At 57.6% G+C, this 17,307-nt stretch carries 13 protein-coding genes; 2 read left to right on the forward strand and 11 right to left on the reverse strand.

Features of this window, described 5'->3' with window-relative positions; all coding sequences use genetic code 11:
- Window positions 1-121: 121 nt before the first annotated feature.
- The 10 genes from ACA062_RS21120 to ACA062_RS21165 form a co-directional block, all read right to left on the reverse strand.
- Window positions 122-1,009: a LysR family transcriptional regulator gene (locus tag ACA062_RS21120; protein WP_168187400.1), complete on the reverse strand. Its 888-nt coding sequence runs from the start codon at window positions 1,007-1,009 to the stop codon at window positions 122-124.
- A gap of 71 nt (window positions 1,010-1,080) precedes the next feature.
- The gene (locus tag ACA062_RS21125; RefSeq protein ID WP_497452840.1) at window positions 1,081-1,587 is read right to left on the reverse strand and encodes a RidA family protein; all 507 of its coding nucleotides are present in this window, start codon (window positions 1,585-1,587) and stop codon (window positions 1,081-1,083) included.
- A gap of 29 nt (window positions 1,588-1,616) precedes the next feature.
- On the reverse strand, window positions 1,617-2,012 hold the full coding sequence (locus tag ACA062_RS21130; RefSeq protein WP_497452841.1) for a c-type cytochrome: 396 nt from the start codon (window positions 2,010-2,012) through the stop codon (window positions 1,617-1,619).
- A 10-nt stretch (window positions 2,013-2,022) separates the two neighbouring features.
- Window positions 2,023-3,627, reverse strand: coding sequence for a flavin monoamine oxidase family protein (locus ACA062_RS21135; protein ID WP_497452842.1), 1,605 nt, complete (start codon window positions 3,625-3,627; stop codon window positions 2,023-2,025).
- Window positions 3,627-4,967, reverse strand: a complete 1,341-nt coding sequence (locus ACA062_RS21140; RefSeq protein ID WP_497452843.1) for an amidohydrolase — start codon at window positions 4,965-4,967, stop codon at window positions 3,627-3,629. The genes ACA062_RS21135 and ACA062_RS21140 overlap by 1 nt, the downstream gene beginning before the upstream one ends.
- Window positions 4,968-5,082: 115 nt before the next feature.
- Window positions 5,083-6,411 carry an MFS transporter gene (locus ACA062_RS21145; protein ID WP_497452844.1) on the reverse strand — a complete coding sequence of 443 codons (1,329 nt, stop codon included), beginning with the start codon at window positions 6,409-6,411 and terminating at the stop codon, window positions 5,083-5,085.
- 50 nt (window positions 6,412-6,461) lie between these two features.
- Complete coding sequence (locus ACA062_RS21150; RefSeq protein WP_497452845.1) at window positions 6,462-7,805, reverse strand: OprD family outer membrane porin; 1,344 nt, start codon at window positions 7,803-7,805, stop codon at window positions 6,462-6,464.
- 60 nt (window positions 7,806-7,865) lie between these two features.
- Window positions 7,866-9,158 carry an ArgE/DapE family deacylase gene (locus tag ACA062_RS21155; RefSeq protein ID WP_497452846.1) on the reverse strand — a complete coding sequence of 431 codons (1,293 nt, stop codon included), beginning with the start codon at window positions 9,156-9,158 and terminating at the stop codon, window positions 7,866-7,868.
- A 172-nt stretch (window positions 9,159-9,330) separates the two neighbouring features.
- The gene (locus tag ACA062_RS21160; RefSeq protein ID WP_497452847.1) at window positions 9,331-10,824 is read right to left on the reverse strand and encodes an aldehyde dehydrogenase; all 1,494 of its coding nucleotides are present in this window, start codon (window positions 10,822-10,824) and stop codon (window positions 9,331-9,333) included.
- 30 nt (window positions 10,825-10,854) lie between these two features.
- Complete coding sequence (locus tag ACA062_RS21165) at window positions 10,855-12,447, reverse strand: thiamine pyrophosphate-dependent enzyme (RefSeq protein ID WP_497452848.1); 1,593 nt, start codon at window positions 12,445-12,447, stop codon at window positions 10,855-10,857.
- A gap of 390 nt (window positions 12,448-12,837) precedes the next feature.
- Here ACA062_RS21165 and ACA062_RS21170 point away from each other — a divergent pair, with 390 nt between their 5' ends.
- Entirely contained in the window at window positions 12,838-13,170 is a 333-nt protein-coding gene (locus ACA062_RS21170; RefSeq protein ID WP_497457468.1) for a hypothetical protein, read from the forward strand.
- Window positions 13,171-13,196: 26 nt separating this feature from the next.
- On the opposite strand, the gene ampC is transcribed toward ACA062_RS21170, so the two are convergent.
- On the reverse strand, window positions 13,197-14,372 hold the full coding sequence (gene ampC, locus ACA062_RS21175) for a class C beta-lactamase (protein ID WP_497452849.1): 1,176 nt from the start codon (window positions 14,370-14,372) through the stop codon (window positions 13,197-13,199).
- 774 nt (window positions 14,373-15,146) lie between these two features.
- On the opposite strand from ampC, the gene ACA062_RS21180 reads away from it, so the two are divergent.
- Complete coding sequence (locus tag ACA062_RS21180; RefSeq protein ID WP_497452850.1) at window positions 15,147-17,228, forward strand: TonB-dependent siderophore receptor; 2,082 nt, start codon at window positions 15,147-15,149, stop codon at window positions 17,226-17,228.
- Window positions 17,229-17,307: the final 79 nt, after the last annotated feature.

Below are 17,307 nucleotides of genomic sequence, written 5' to 3' on the forward strand. Positions count from 1 at the left end.
CCGGGCATATCGGACCGTTTGCGTAGCCAGGGATCACAGGCTTTTGCCTCAGGAAGATAACGGCCATATAGAGTCTTTAATAGCTGCATAAGCTTCCTGGTTTCGCCTTACGACGAACGATCTAATAGGTGCTGTGCAAAAAATCCTTAAGGCGCTGCGCCAGGCTTTCCAGGGTCAGGGTGCTGTAATGCTGACGATCCCACGCGGCATGCAGGGTCACGCCGAGGTTCACCTCCGGTGTGCGTGGCGATGCCTGAATCAGCACGCCATGTAGCCCGTAGCGCGGCAAATCCGTGACAACACCCACTCCACGCCCATTTGCCGCCAACGCCTGGATGATGGGTGATTGATCGCATTCTTCCACCGATGAATACCGCAGACCTTCGCGTGTCATGGCCAGATCCAGCTCAAGACGACTAACGCTGGAACTGCTTGGCAGTAATAACGGTTGAACCGCCAGTTCGGCGAGCGTCACCATGCTCAACTGTTCGATAGCCCAAGGATGACTGTCGTTCACATAGGCTCGTAGCGGTACCAGGCCTAATTGCAGGGTGGCGCAATCCTGCTCTGGTGTTACCGGCGAGACCACCATGTCCATCCCGCTATGAAGCAGTTCGTGCAGACCGAAATGCGACGATTCGTGGGTGAGGATCAGGGGATCCTCGACCTTCAACGTGCTGATAAAAGGCGCGATCAACCCGGCGATCGTGGCGTAAGTCGCACCCAGGTGCAGACGCTTGATATGCCCCTTGGACCAACTCTGTGCCGCTGCTTTTACCGACCGTGCGTTGCTCAACAGCTGCCGCGCCAAAGGCACCAGTTCGCGACCGGCCGGCGTCAGCCGCAAGCGGTTGCGCTGATTATCGAATAGCTTGAAGCCCAGCTCGCCTTCGAAGCTTTGTATCTGTCGACTCAGGGCCGGCTGCGCCATGTGCAATTGCGGGGCGGCAGCGGTCACCGTGCCAAAATCGACTACGGCGAGAAAACACTCGACACGGCGTAAGTTCATAGCGCCTTTACCCTTTTGCATTCCTGAAAAGAAGCACAGCTCAGTGGCTGCGCTTTTAGCGTATCAGTCGGTCAAGGACGTACCGCCGTGACTTCTATTTCAACCAGGTAGCCCGGATTGGCAAGACCGGCCACCTGAAACACTGAGCGAGTGGGCAGCAACGGTTGTTGCGCCGTGCCGAAAAACCGAGTGTAACCTTTCATGAAACCGGCAAAATCCATGTGGCCTTGCTTCACCGGATCCCCCACCAGGTACACCTGCATTTTCACCACATCACGCATGTCCATGCCAAGGCTCTTCAGTGATTGCTCGATACCCTGCAGGACATTGACCGTCTGGGTCTGGGTGTCACCATAGGCGGCGACACTGGTTTTGTCCTGATCGGCATGGATCATCGACGGCACCGCACCACTGAAATTCACCAGCGTCGCGTTTGCCGGAATCTCGATGGCCAGCGCGACGGGGAAATCGGTACCTGGGATTTTGTGGCGGATCACTTCACTGGCATTAGCTTGAGCGAGCAGCATAAAGATTCCAAGGCTGGCGGCGAGTGCCGGATTGAAGGAAGAACGGGGCATCGAAAGTCTCTCTATTAAAATTGGCAAACTCATCGGCCGGTTAATGCTTTTACCGTTGCCATGTTGACCGGTTCATTGAATGCATTGCCGTTGTGGGTGCGGATGTAGGTCACCACCGCCGCAATCTGTTCATCGTCCAGGAAGCCCTTGAAAGCAGGCATACCGCCCTGCCCTTGTGCCACCATGAACACGGGATAGGCATCTGCTGATAAGCGCGGATTGTTGGCCAGGGCCGGATACGCGCCTGCACCTTGGGCACCTTGGCCTTGAGCCATGTGGCAGCCTTGGCAAATGGCCTTGAACAGGCTTTCGCCCTCTCGTTGATCGAAATGCTTGCCAGGGACCGACACTTGCGGGTCGAGTGCATTGGCCTGCCCGCTGGCCAACGCAATCACCAACACCGAGGCACAATAAAATCGTTTCATGGTTAGCTCCTCAGGCCTGTGCGGTCGGGCGTCCGACGATGTGTGCATGCAGACGGGTGATAGCGTCCTGCGCCGAAAGAATGGCGCCTTCCTGCCACGCGGGCAGTTGCGAGGCGTGTTCGCCGGCCAGTACGAGACGCCCATCGATCTGACACAGATGGGTGTAGTGTGCGGCGCGCGAAGTTTCGGTCCATGCCCCATAGCAACCGTTGCTCCAAGGCACGCGATGCCAGCCGACAGCGATGCCGTTGTCGAATTCGACCGGATACTGCGGGTGAACCTGACTGCCGTATTCGACGGATTTTCTGATCCGTTCTTCTGGCGTCATTGCCGTGAATTCGAAGGCGTTGTTGTTCTCCCAGAGATAGCCACCGAGCACCACGCCTTTGCCGCGACTGCCATAATCGCAATTGGGATAACCAATCTGCTGCATGGGTGAATCCGTGTAGCTCACCCCGCCATAAATATGGTCGTCCTGCTCCCAGAAACGTCTTTTGAACTGCAAGCCGATTTTGACCGACGCGTTGTAAGGTACGGCCCGAATGGCTGCCTGCATCGGCGCGCCGCAATCGACAGGGATCTGACTGAGGATCGACAACGGCAGCGTGCACACGCACCAATCGGCTTTTTCCTGGCGGGGTGGGCCGCCCTGGCTGCTTTCCCAGGTGACCGTCACCCCTTGATCGTTCTGCTGGATGCGGGTGACTTTGCTATTGAACTGGATCAAGCCTTCGAGTTGGCGAGCGAACGCCTGGGCGATCATGTCCATCCCCCCCACTGGCTGAAACAGCGTGGTCTGAAACTCATGTAACTGACCGACCATGAGGTACAGCCACATGCCTGATTGGAGCAGCGCCTGGCGATCGATGATTTCCGAGGGTTGAGCCGCAGGCATCAGGCCGCCACCGGCATCCACGGCAAAGCCGCGACGAAGGCTGGTGTTTGACGATTTCCGGTACTCATTGCCCGCATCGAGCCCGGCCCATACACGCAGACTTTCCAGGAGTTTTTGCCGATCTTCGGCAGTGACTTCCTGATCCAGCGCCCCCTGGTTGACCGCCTTGCTCAGCAGCTCGGCAATATGCCCCTGGTAATCGGCCTGGACTTCGCGATAGCGCTTGGGTTTGCCGCCGAACGCCTGACTGTTGTGAACCAGGGCGTTATGGTTGACCTGTACGAAGGGTTCGAGTTTGACCTCGAATTTCTTGCAGTAATCCAGAATGGCATGGTGATGGTAGGGAATTCGCCAAGGCCCCGGATTGAAATAAAGCCCCTGATCGAATTGGCAGGTCTGAACGGCGCCACCCAACTCGGTGAAGCGATCACCCCCACGCAGGGTCCAACAGCGACCTCCGGCCTTGGCGTTGTATTCCAGCACTTTGACCTTGTAACCCGCCTTGCGCAGTTCATAAGCCGCCGTCATGCCTGCCAGACCCGCTCCCAAGACCAGTACCGTCGCGCCTTTTGGCGCCTGGCTCAGCTTGAAATCGCCGTTATAAGTCGACTCACCGGCAAAACTCAAGGCGCTCATGGCCTGGTACATCGCGGCCGCGCCGGCGGTGTTGCCGATCCAGCGCAGCAACGTGCGTCGTGTCACTTTACGTTGATCAATCATCACGACTTGGCTCCCAACCCCGCGAGCAGTGGATAGTTGAGAACGAACTCGACGTGGGCCCGTACACCGGTCTTCAGCGTGGCATCGTCGACGGTAAAAAACGGGCTGTGATTGACAGGCGCTTTAAGCATGTCCTGATCGGAAGCTGTCGCTCCCAGGAACACGAACAGTGCCGGGACCCGTTTGGCGTAATGGGCGAAGTCCTCACTCGCAGGGGAAAAATTCGGGGTGATTTTCGCGTTGCCGTCCGCGGCCTTCTTCATCGACGCCGCCATCATTCGAGTCAGGCGCTTTTCGTTCATCAGGACCGGTGCGTATTCGGAAAGCTCGACTTTTGCCGAGACACCATTGGCTTGGGCGACATGCTCGATCATCGGCGGCAACTGCTTCAGGATGCCGTTACGGATCTCGTTGTCGTTGGTACGCACCGTGCCAAGCATCGACAAGGTGTCAGGAATGATGTTGCCAACCGTTCCGGCGTTGATGGCACCGATTGTGACGACGCCCATGCCTTGACTCAGGTCTGCGCGACGACTGATCAGCGTCTGCAGTGCAGTGATCATTTGCGCACTGGCAACCACCGGATCCGCACCTTTCCACGGCATCGAGCCATGCACTTGTCGCCCACTGACGGTAATGCGCAGGCCATCGGCACTGTTGAGAACAGGCCCGGGCTTATAGCGAATTTGCCCGCTGGGCAGCCCCGCCATGACGTGCAAGCCGAAGATGGCTTCAACTTTTGGATTGTCCAGTGCGCCTTCGGCAATCATTTTCCGCGCACCGATTTCTGCGCCCCGGGTGAAGTTATCGATGTTCGCGCCACCCTCCTCGGCTGGCTGAAACACAAACACCACGGTGCCCGCAATCTGGTCACGGTGGTCAGCCAGCAGCTTCGCCGCACCCAGCAACATCGCGGTATGAGCATCGTGCCCACAGGCATGCATGACCGGGACTTCTTTGCCCTGGTATTGCGCCCGGGCGGTGCTCGCAAAGGGCAGCCCCACAGGTTCCTGCACCGGCAACGCGTCCATGTCGGCGCGTAATGCCATGACCGGCCCTGGCTTGCTGCCCTTGAGGACACCGATGACTCCGGTATTGGCGACGTTGGTACGAACGTCGATGCCCAGTGACTTCAAACGCTCGGCAACCAACTTGGACGTTTCAAACTCTTGATTGCCCAACTCGGGATGCTGGTGGATCTTGTGCCGCAGCGCGATGACGGCGGGCTCCTCCTGCAAGGCAGCGGCTTTGACCCAGTCATTGGGCTCGCTGGCTTGCGATGCCGTGTTGACGGCAGCGGCAAGCATTGAAACGAATAGCATCGGATAGATGGATTTCATCGGAACACTCTTTAACGAACAGGCACACCTCTCCCGCCCTTGACGATGCCAGGAGAAACCATGCGTGTTGGAAAAAAGGGTAATCGCCGTGCTGGCCAATTACCCTGAGGAAAGCTCAGTCAGGCTGGTGTCGCGTCACGTACAACGTGATGATCGTGGCGCACAGCGAGATGGCGGCGATAAGACTCAGGAGCAGCGCAGGCCCCCATGACTGGCCATCCGAAAGCATCAGGAACCCTGTGGCCAGGGCCGGCATGAACCCCGCTATCAGGCCGGAAAGGTTGGCCGACAACCCCAGGCCGCTGTAATGCAGATGCGGTGGAAACAAGCGGGTAAGTACATTGCCGATAGGCGCGTAGGCCACCGTCGCCAACCCCAGGCCAAGGACCATGGCCAGGTTGATGTACATAGGTTCACGGGTATCAACCAGCCAGAACATCGGGAATGCCAACACCAGGGTAATGACGTAACCGATGATCACCGTTTGCGTCGAGCCAATGCGATCGGCCAGCTTGCCGGCCACCACGAGGGTGACCATTTGCATGAGCGCACCACAGGTCAACGCCGTGAGAATGACGTGGCTGGGCAAGTTCAGCGTCTTGGTGACATAGCTGATCATGAACGCGGTGATGATGAAGAAACCGGCATTGCAATAAAGGTAAGTGGCGATGCCCAACACCAGCCGTCCCGGGACTTGGCGGAACAGTTCGAGCACCGGCATTTTTTCTGTTTTGTTCTCGCTCGCCAGTTGCTGGAAAGCCGGGGTCTCTTCGACTTTCCAGCGCAACCACAGCGCTACGCCGACCAACACGATGGACACCGCAAACGGCACCCGCCAGGCCCACTCCAGAAAGGCGTCACCCGGCAAGGAAGCGGCCAGGGCGACGGCACCCGACGACAGCAAGGTGCCCGTCGGCGAGCCCAGTTGCACGATGGCTGCGTACAACCCACGTTTTTTCGGCGGCGCGTATTCGATCGCCAGCAAGGTCGCTCCGCCCCACTCTCCGCCGGCAGCAATACCTTGCACGGCACGCAGGATAGTCAACAGGATGGGCGCGACGATTCCGGCCGTGGCGTAGGTCGGCAGAAAACCGATCATGGTCGTCGCCAGCCCCATCATCAGTACCGTGATGACTAATGCACTGCGCCGGCCATACTTGTCACCGATATGGCCGAAAATCACGGCCCCCAGCGGACGAGCAGCGAAGCCGACACCGAAACTCAAAAACGCGCCCATCACCGAAATGGCGGGGACGTCACCCGGAAAAAACAGCGGCGCGAACACAATCGCGGCCACGGTGCCGAACAGGAAAAAGTCGTACCACTCCAGGGCAGTTCCGATATAGGCCGCGATCACGATCTTGCGTGTCTGCGCCGCATCGAAACTGACCGGGGTCGAAGCTGGCCCGTCTGTCGAACTCACGGGGAGCGTAGTGGATTTCATGGGTACTCCGGTTTTGTATGCTGTTATGAGTGGTTACGGGCTGCGGCGGATCAGAAAATGTTGAAAGGCACGTTTACGATCAGGCGAAACTCTTCAAGGTTGCCTTCAATCTGGTTTTCGCTCGCGCGATGCCAGGCATAACCACTGAGTAGATTCACGCCTTTCAACTGCCCTGACTGGACGACGTAACTGACGAAGGTTCCAACCTCATAGTGGCTTTCGTCACTCTGTTTGAGCACGGACGAATAGATACCGTCGGGCCCGCCATCATAGTGAGTGCCATCTATTCCCCAGCCCTTGATGTACCAGAGGATGGTCTTGAAACCTGGAAATCCATACGCGGCGAAATCGTTGATGTAATTGACCTGGAATGAGCGTTCATTGGGGCCGTTGTAATACGAGAGCATGGTGTTTGGCAGATTGATCGCATTCGACTCGGCCACATAGTCGAAGTACTCATCGCCCTTGATCTGTTGTACGCCAACTTTCAGCGTGTGGTTCTTGTAAACAGGCGTAATGCTCAGGCCATAAGCCTGCTGGTCGATCGTCCCGGCCACTTCCTGGCCACTGGACTGAGTGTTGTAGAAGTCAAACTGGATATCGGTGGTGATTGCATCCCAGTTGAATTTCTGCCCCAGCCCCACATATTCACGATCCCAAATGTCCTCGAAACGCGAGACGTAAGCACTGGCGCGCCAGCCATTGCTGGCCAGGTAGTCGGCGCCGGCGTAAGCCACCCAGTCACTGGTGACCAGTCGAGTACCGAAACTGGGCGTCAAGTCCTGACTGCCTGCTCCGGTGCGCGGCGTAGCCCGGTCGAAGTACCCGGACTTGATTGTCAGGCCCTCGACGTCATGACTTTCCAGCGAGACACCGTCGAACGCTGCCGGAAGCGTGCGTGTATCGGAATAGCCCATCACGGGTGTTTTGACCTGGTGCCTGCCGACTTTCAGCACCGTGTCGGATACTTTGAATTTCAGCGCCGCGACACCCACCTTGCTCCAGTCATCAACCACGTCGCCATCTTTGTCGACCAGCAGCCGGTTGCTGCCACCGGCGGTCGCCAACTTGCTGCGTTCAAGCGCAACGGCAGCGTACGCCGACAGATCAAGGCCGAAACCGACCATGCCTTGGGTGAACCCGGACACATAATCAAGCTTGAAACCCTCAAGCCAGGCCGTGCGGTCGCGCACGGCCCGCCGCCCTTGCGATGTTTGCGCGGAAAAGTAAGTGTCCTTGCGCCCGATTTCATGGGAATACCACTGCCGGGTATTAAGCGTCAGCGAACTGTCCTCGATAAAGCCGGTTTCCTTGGCCTGTAAACCCATCGGCGCTATAAAAAGAGCGGCCGCAAGCGACCCGGCCACCTGAGGTGCCGAACGAAACATATGCATAACTGAACGCCTTATAATTTTTGTGATGGCAGGCAGAAAGGTGAAGTTGAGTCTTTGGTTTTATTTAGCGTGGTTGAGTCCGCACCAGCGTGCGATGAACACCGCGAGAACCTTGGTGACATCCATCATGCTGTTGATCGAAACCCACTCATCGATGCCGTGGATGGAGCCACCGACAGGGCCGTAACAGGTCGCGGGAATACCACCGTACAAATTGAAAAAACGCGCGTCGGTTGCGCCCTCAAACGTCACCAGTGGCAATGTTTCACCGATCACATCGGCATAGGCACGTTGCAGCGAAGTCATCACCGGCTGGTTCATGTCGATCTCACAACCCTGAGCCTGGAACCCGCCATAGGTGACCTGGTACTGAGCAGACCGATGAGCCGGGTGGGCGAGGAACAATGCGTCGAGCCTGGCTTCGACTTCAGCCTTGATCTGCGCCACGGTTTGTTCGGGATAAAAACCAATGCGAATATCCAGCCGACACATCGACGGTACCGAGGACGTCCATTCACCGCCCTGGATCTTGCCCAGGTTGAAATTGATCGGTTTAGGGTGGTGGCTGTAGCAGTGATGCCGGTTGGCAGGCTCGTTCCACTCGCTTTCCAGCGTCTTGAGGCCGGCGAACAGCGCCAATGCAAAATCAACGGCGCTACTGCCCTGAGTCGCCATGGCCGCATGGGCCGGTTTGCCGCTGATTTCCAGCGCCAACCAGAGCACACCCATCTGGCACGTCATCAAACCCGCTGTCGGCTCGGTAATGATTGCAGCATCTGCGGTGTGCCCGGCAACCAGGCAGGCCAACGCACCGTTACCCGTGCATTCTTCTTCGATCACCGACTGGAGAATGACCTTGGCAGCCGGCTCGTAACCCAGTCGTTTCAATGCCTTGAACGCCATGATGTAGCTGACGATCCCGGCCTTCATATCGGATGCGCCGCGGCCAATCAACTTGTCGCCATCGATCCAGGGCTGAAACGGCGGTTGTGTCCACAGTCGTTCATCACCGACTGGCACCACGTCGATATGCCCATTGAAAATAATCGACTTGCCCTGCACCACCCAAGGCCGATGAGTGCCGATGACATTGACCCGGCCTTCATAGGAAACCAGTGATGGCGAATACCCCGGGTGATCCTTGATCAGGCTTTCGTCGATGGTCAGCGCTTGAACTTCAAGTTCCAGGTCATCTGAAAACACTCTTTTCATAACGTCTTGCGCCGATTGCTCTTCACCCAGGAGCGATGCATGGGAGACCAGCTCACTCAACAGGGTGATCGATTCGCTGCGCAGTGCTTCGACCGCGGCGACGATGTCTTGCTCGAGCGCATTGATGTTTATTGTTTTCATTTTCAGGTCCACAGGTAACTGGATGTGATGTGGGACGAGCGTAAATTCAGCGAACCATGCCGTCCAATGCTGAATTGTTTGACTATCGATACCTAAACAGCATGGTTTTAATTATCAAAAGACGCTCCACATCCATGTCGAGCGAGGTGTGATACGTAGGCGATTACTCGAGCTACAACTTGATCCAGGTGGCTTTGAGTTCTGTGTATTTGTCGAACGCATGCAACGACTTGTCACGACCGTTACCCGACTGCTTGAAGCCGCCGAACGGTGCGGTCATGTCGCCACCGTTGTACTGGTTGATCCAGACACTGCCCGCACGCAGGGCTTTTGCCGCCAGGTGCGCCTTCGACAAATCCCGCGTCCAGACCGCTGCCGCAAGCCCGTACGGGCTGTCGTTGGCGATCTCTACCGCCTGCTCCAGGGTGTCGAAGGCGATCACGGACAGCACGGGACCGAACACTTCTTCCCGGGCAATCCCCATGGCATTGTCGACCTCGTCAAACAGTGCCGGCTCGACATAGGCACCGCCACTTTCAACACGCATTTGCCGACCGCCACTGCGCAAGGTCGCGCCCTGTTTTTGCGCCTCGGCAATGTGCGCCAGGACGCTTTCCAGGTGCTGGTGATCCACCACGGCACCCGCCATGCTCGAAGGATCCAGGGGATGTCCGGGTGTCCATGCCTGCAACGCTTCAATGACCTTGGCAACGAACTCGTCTTTGATACTGCGCTCGACCAACAGGCGCGAACCCGCCGTGCAGACTTCACCCTGATTGAATGCAATTGCCGCCGCTGCGGCTTGCGCTGCCAACTCCAGATCCGGAGCGTCAGCACAGACAATATTGGGGCTTTTACCGCCGGCTTCGAGCCAGACCCGTTTCATGTTCGACTCCCCGGCATACACCAGCAACTGCTTGGCAATACGGGTGGAACCCGTGAACACCAATGTGTCGACGTCCATATGCAGCGCCAGTGCCTTGCCAACGGTATGACCATAGCCGGGCAACACGTTGAACACACCCGCGGGAATGCCCGCGTCCAGCGCCAGTTGAGCCAGACGAATCGCGCTCAATGGCGAGCGCTCCGAGGGTTTCAGAATCACCGAGTTGCCGGTGGCGAGTGCGGGTCCGAGTTTCCACGCACTCATCATCAAGGGGAAATTCCACGGCACGATTGCCGCGACTACGCCGATCGGCTCCCGCGTCACCAGACCCAATTGATCGTGAGGCGTGGCAGCTACCTGGTCGTAAATCTTGTCGATCGCCTCGCCACTCCAGCGGATGGCTTCGGTGGTTGCTACCAGGTCCATTCCCAGCGCATGAGCGATGGGCTTACCCATGTCCAGGGTTTCCAGCAACGCCAGTTCTTCGCTGTGCTGCTCGATCAACGCCGCGAAACGCAACATGATCTGTTTACGAGCGCTTGGCGCCTTGCGAGACCAGTGTCCGACTTCAAATGCCTTGCGCGCCGCGGCTACAGCCAATTGCGCATCTGCGGCGTCGCAGCTGGACACTTGACCCAGCACACGACCATTCACCGGGCTAATGCACTCGAACGTTGCACCGTTCATGGCCGCTGTATAACGCCCATCGATAAACGCACGGGTTTCGATCGGCAGCGACAGAGCACGCTGCTGCCACTGAGCATGGGTCAATTGGGGCATGGGAATTCCTTGGCAATAGAGGGAGGTCAATCAGCGGTGCAGATCGCTCATGCGCATGTCCGGACCGAGAAGGTCCTGGGGGATGCGTATCTCGATGATGCTGAACGTGTCGCTGCAGAGCGCTCGATCAAGCGCCCCGGCGAATTCTTCGGTCTTGATCACCGTTTCACCGTGACCACCGAAAGCGCGGGCGTAGTCGGCGAAATCCGGGTTCACCAGATCGGTGCCGCTGATGCGCTGAGGATGATGGATTTCCTGGTGGGTCCTGATGGTCCCGTACATGCCGTTGTTCAAGACGATAATCAGCGGCTTCACGCCCAAGCCTCGGGCCACCGTCAGCTCTTGGCCGTTCATCATGAAGCAACCATCGCCGGCCACCGAGACCACTTGGCGCTGTGGATGCGCCAAGGCGGCAGCGATGGCGGCCGGAACGCCGTAGCCCATCGACCCGTTGCGTGGTGCCAATTGCGATGGGTAGCCGTTAAAGCGCAAGTAACGTCCGGCCCATCCGGCATGATTACCAGCCCCCCATGTGCCGATGGCATTGTCTGGCAGCGCTCGCTGCAAGTGCTCGAAAATAATATTGAGGTCGATATCACCGCCCAGATTGGGCGGCTGACGGTAGCGTTCGCCCGCCTCACGCAGCCCTCGGGTACGGTCGCCCCAGCGCACCGCTGAAGATGGCGTCAGGGTGTCCAGTGCGCAGGCAAAACCGGGCATGTCCGAAATGATGCGCAACGCTTGAGGATGCATCGCGCCCAGGCAATCACTGTCAGGTAATACTGTCAGCAATTTGGAGGCATGACCTTGTACCGGCAGCAGTGCCCAGCTATCGGTCACAATGTCGCCCAAAGGTGAGCCAATCCCAATGACTAGATCAGCTTCTCGCAAGGCATCAGCCATGGTTTGCGAGCGACCATAACCCAGTGACCCGACATAAGACGGTGACCGATGGTCGATCAGGTCCATGCAGTTAAAGTCGACAGCCACTGGCAACTCATGCCGTTCGGCCCAATGCTGGATCTGTCGGGTGGCCTGCGGCGTCCAGCCTCCACCGCCGAGAATCACCAGCGGCTTCAAAGCAGTGGCCAACAGGTGCTCCAACTGGGCAATGGCGTCCTGTCCGGGGACGCTTTGCAGTGTACGGATGGGTTCGACTGCCTGAGCCTGCACGCGATCACGCAGCATGTCCTCCGGCAGTCCGATGACTACCGGGCCCGGCCGACCTGTGCGCGCCAGCGCAAAGGCCCGAGCAACGATTTCAGGAATACGCTCGGCGTGCTCAATCTGGAATACGCCTTTGGTGGTGGTACCGAACCAGCCATTCAGATCGAACTCCTGGAAAGACTCTCGGTAGGTTTCAGCGCGTGGAATGAGCCCGACAAATAGCACTAAAGGCACACTGTCTTGCCAGGCAGTGTGTAACGCAACCATGGCATTAGCCGCACCGGGACCTCGCGTCACCATGAACACGCCCGTCTTTCCAGTCACTCGAGCGTGGGCATCGGCCATGTAGCCCGCCCCACCCTCCTGCCGACAAACAACCAGCTTGATGGGCGAATCGCGCAACGCATCAAGCACTTCCAAATAACTTTCACCCGGAACGCAAAATACTGTCTGCACGCCTTCATTCGTTAATTGATCAACGACAAGTTGGCCACCACTGCGTTCGGACATCGCCCATTCCTCGATAATTTTGAGATACCGGGCGCGCCAGGCGCCTTAGGTAATGCGGCAAAGCCTAAGGACACGGAACAATGTCGTCTAATGCTGAATAATTGTAGTTTCAATGCTTTTTTTACATGGCTATCACTGCTCTATTTCGCAGATGAATACTTGGCTGATACTGATGTGACGGCCACTCGGATTAACGGCCCCGCAACCGCCAACAACGTCGCCGCCCCGCCGGCTTACGGGGGACGCCCCTACAAGTGGAGGAAACTCGCTACTGGAGAAATTCTTTATACTGATAGAATCGTACTAGCTGCTCATAACACCCCTCTGAGAATTGGCATGAACCCAGAATTAACTGAAGAAGAAATGCGCCGGGCCCTTTTTGGTGCTGACGAGCAGGTTGTGCAGGGCAATGCGCCTGCAGTGCAAAAGCCTCTCCCGGATAGCGTGATCACGCCGTCGGCGAAGGTGGCAGAGAAAAAGAAGGTCGCGAAAGCCTATACACCCAGGCTGAGAGTCACACTTCGGGTGGGTAATGAATTTGAAGGCCAGACGCACGAGATGGTCCATGAGGCCGATACGTTGAGTACCCTCCTGGCTGAGCAAGAAGCGACTAAGGCGGCCAGGAAAAAATTCCGCTTTGTGGAAGTGGTTTCGACCCAGTCGATGTAGATGGATGTTCAATGACGTGCACTCGATCAAATCCGAGGATCCAGGGCCGTCAATACTTCGTGGGCGGCTTTCACCCTCGCAGGGATGGGATAGTTCTTGTTTGCCAGCATCACGAAGCCCAAACCCTTGGCTGGAATAAAGGCCACGTAAGCACCGAAACCTTCCGACGAGCCTGTCTTGTTAATGAGCACGTTGCCCTGCGGTGGCAGCGGAGAGTTGAGTCGGGTAATTTCATGGGCCTCAAAGATCATTTTGTACGCGTTACCCGCGAGCAAGCGGTCGAGCTCTATTGGATAAGGGTAAAACTCCCATCCCAGGCCCTGTGTCATATCTGCGACCTTGTAGTAGCCTGTATGCGTTGCAGTGATCGCACGTTGCAGAGGCTCATCCAGATCCGCCGCCTGCATGTTTGCCTCGACGAAATGAATCATGTCCGCCGAGCTGGATTTCACGCCATAAGCCTCGGCATACAGAACAGCTGGGGCCATCCTCGCCGGTTTGCCCTCTTTGCTATAGCCGTACGCGTAATGACTCATCTGCGCTTGAGGAACCCTGATGTAACTTTGCTTCAGGCCGAGCTTGGGAAACAGCCTCTTTTCCAGTAGATCTTCGAAAGGCTCGCCCATGCTCTCGGCGGTCAGAAAACCGAGCAGACCGATGCTCGGGTTCGAGTAGACCCTGTATGTTCCGGCGGCATAGGTCGGTTGCCAGTTTTGGAAATAGCCGATCATCTTTTCGTGACTGTCCACATCGCCCGGAAACTGCAGCGGTAGACCGCCGGCCGCGTAGGTTCCAAGATCGAGCAGGCTGATGCTGTCGAGACTGCTGCCACGCAACGAAAGCAGATAGTGGCTTGCGGGATCAGACAGCGAGAGCTTTGCGCTTTCCTGCGCGTAGGATGCGAGTGTCGCCGTAAAGGTTGTACTGAGCGAGCCGATCTCGAAAATCGTCTCCTCGGTGACCTTCTGCGCTCCTTCTTCCATGGAGATGACGCCGTAGTTAAAGTAATACTGCTTCCCATGGAGTGTTACCGCCACCGCCATGCCAGGAATGGCATGCTCTTGCATAACCGGCCGAATAGCGGCGTCCACGACAGCCCTGACCCTGTTTTCTACATCATCCCCAGCGACGCAACTGCCTGCGCCGAGGAAAAATGCGGTAACGGCAAAGCCGCCCAGCCAGGCCATCGTCTTTTCGTACATGATTGAAAGATCCCCATGTAATGTGATGGGCTTGAGCGCTGGTGATGGTCTGCTCCCAACTAACAACGGCTTTACCTGGCACGGTTATAACTATTTAAAGTCGCACCACCTTAATGACCGGCGAACAACTCAACCTCACACCCCTATATATTCAAAGCGTATTTTCTCGTCGGCTTGATATTAGCCCGCCAATATCGACACATTAGAATCAATGGAAATATTTATTATAGCCCTCATAGGGCTATATAAATCACACGACTGACTGCGCAAATGATCCGACACCCGCCATGTCGGCCATTGTCAAAGTCCGCCCCCTCCAGGGTCGCGCGCAGCATCATTTCACCGTCGCCAAACCCGTGACGCATTCGCACCTCCTGCTCCTCTACCCCGCCTTTGGCACTCTTCAGCAACCACGCGATGCGCAGTCCCTTGCGCCAGGCAATGATGCAATCACCCTGTCCGATGCATTCACAGCGGAGCGGGCTCTGCGCTGGATACCCTTGATGTTTTCACAAAGCACATTACAAGTATCATTTGATAACTCATCACATTTGCGTATGATACAGATTCTCATTAACAACAAGCCAAATGTGAGTGCACATGTACACCCCAATCTCCCTGTGTTCACAAAACACCGTTCCGCCCCGCGCGCAGCTGGCTGTGCGTCCCCTGGCCCTGGCCGTACATATGCTTGCAGCCGGTATCGCCTTCGCTGCGCCATCTGCGCAGGCGGCGGAACAGACTGAGCAAACAGAGACAGGGAGTTCTCTGACCTTGGCACCTATCGCTGTCACGGAGACGGCCACTCGCGAGCGCAACGCGGTCACCGAAGACACCCACTCGTACACGACCGATGCGGCACGCACGGCCACGCCACTGAGCATGTCCCTGCGGGAGACGCCGCAGTCGGTCAGCGTCGTCACCCAGCAGCGCATCCAGGACCAGGACCTGCATACGATCCTCGACGTGGTCAACAATGCCACCGGTGTCTCGGTCAACCGCTACGAGACCAGCCGGGCGCAGTTCAACGCCCGTGGCTTCGAGCTCAACTCGCTGATGATCGATGGCGTGCCCACCATCTACGAGCAGCCATGGAGTTCGGGGGAGATTTTCAGCAGCCTGGCCATGTATGACCGCGTTGAAGTGGTCCGTGGCGCCAACGGCTTGATGACCGGTGCCGGCGACCCTTCCGCGTCCATCAACATGGTGCGCAAGCGCGCCAGCAGTACTGACCTTAAGGGTTCGCTGGAACTGAGCGCCGGCTCATGGGACACCTATGGCGTCGAGGCTGACGTGTCCAGCGCGCTGAACCAGGAAGGCACCATTCGCGGACGATTGGTCGCCGAGAGCAACGAGGGCGACACCTGGATCGACATGAACTCGAACAAGCGCCAGACCGTCTACGGCACCATGGACATCGACCTGACGCCCGACACCACGCTCTGGTTCGGCTTGAGCCGCCAGGAAAGCAACGCCGACTCGCCGATGTGGGGCGGCTTGCCGGTCTGGTACGCGGATGGCGGCCGTACCAACTGGAGCCGCTCGAAGTCGACCTCCGCCAAATGGAGCAAGTGGGACACCACCTACGAGACCTACTTCGTCAATCTCGATCACACCTTTGCCAACGACTGGCAAGTCAACCTCAGCTACAACCGCGGCGAGCGCACCGGCGACTCTTCCCTGCTCTACCTGTCGGGCAATCCAGGCCGGAACGGCAGCTCCGGCATGTTTTCGTTCCCGGCGACCTACAAGACCGAGACCACCCAGGACGACTACGCCATCCGCTTCAATGGCCCGTTCAAGCTGTTGGGCCGTGAACACGATCTGGCCTTCGGTTATGTGGACAGCAAGCAGAAGTTCGACGCCGACTCGCTCGACGCGCAAACAGGCTTTGACGGCGTTGCCGATTTCGATGCCTACAACGGCAATTTCGCCGAGCCGGTTTGGGGCCCACGGACAGACTACGGCTACAGCGAGACCCGGCAGAAGGGCCTCTATGCGGCCACCCGCCTGAACGTGACCGACGATTTGAAAGTGATTCTTGGCGCCCGTGAAAGCTGGTACGAGAAGACCAGTGATGACATCTTCTCGGACGTGAGCAAGGTCGATGTCGATCATGAGCTGACGCCTTATGCAGGCGTCGTCTACGACCTCACCGACAACCTCTCGGCCTATGCCAGCTACACGGAAATCTTCCTGCCGCAGTCGGTACGCGACAGCAGTGGCCAGGTATTGGAGCCGATCGTTGGCGAGAGCACGGAAATCGGCCTGAAGGGTGAGTACTTCGACGGCCGCTTGAACGCCTCCGCGGCCATTTTCCAGATCAAGCAGGATAACCTGGGCCAGAACACCGGCCAGCTGATCGATCCTTCGAACCCGGTCGGCGGCTTCGCCTACGAGGCCAGTGAAGGCGCGACCAGCAAAGGCTTCGAGCTGGAAGTGTCCGGCGAACTCGCCACCAACTGGAATGCATCGGTGGGCTACACCCAGTTCACCGCCGAAGATGCCAACGGCGACAACGTCAACACGCTGTACCCGACCAAGTTGCTGCGGACCTTTACCACCTACCGCCTGCCAGGGGCTTTCAACAAGCTGACCATTGGCGGCGGGGTCAACTGGCAGGACTCGATCTACACCTACGCCACCAATCCGGCAGGCAACTCCGAGAAGATCCAGCAGGACGCCTATGCGCTGGTCAACCTGATGGCCCGCTACGAGATCACCGAAAACCTCTCGGCCCAGGTGAATGCCGACAACATCACCGACCAGAAGTACTTCGACATCTTCGATGCCTATGGTGCCCTGACGTACGGCGCTCCACGCAGCATCACGGCTTCGGCGAAGTATCGCTTCTGAGGTATCCGGCTGGGTGGCGCTCCTCTACCCGAGATGAACGCGAAGAAGAAAAAAAAACACCGGCCTCGCGCCGGTGTTG

Source organism: Pseudomonas sp. LBUM1679 (genome assembly GCF_059695565.1).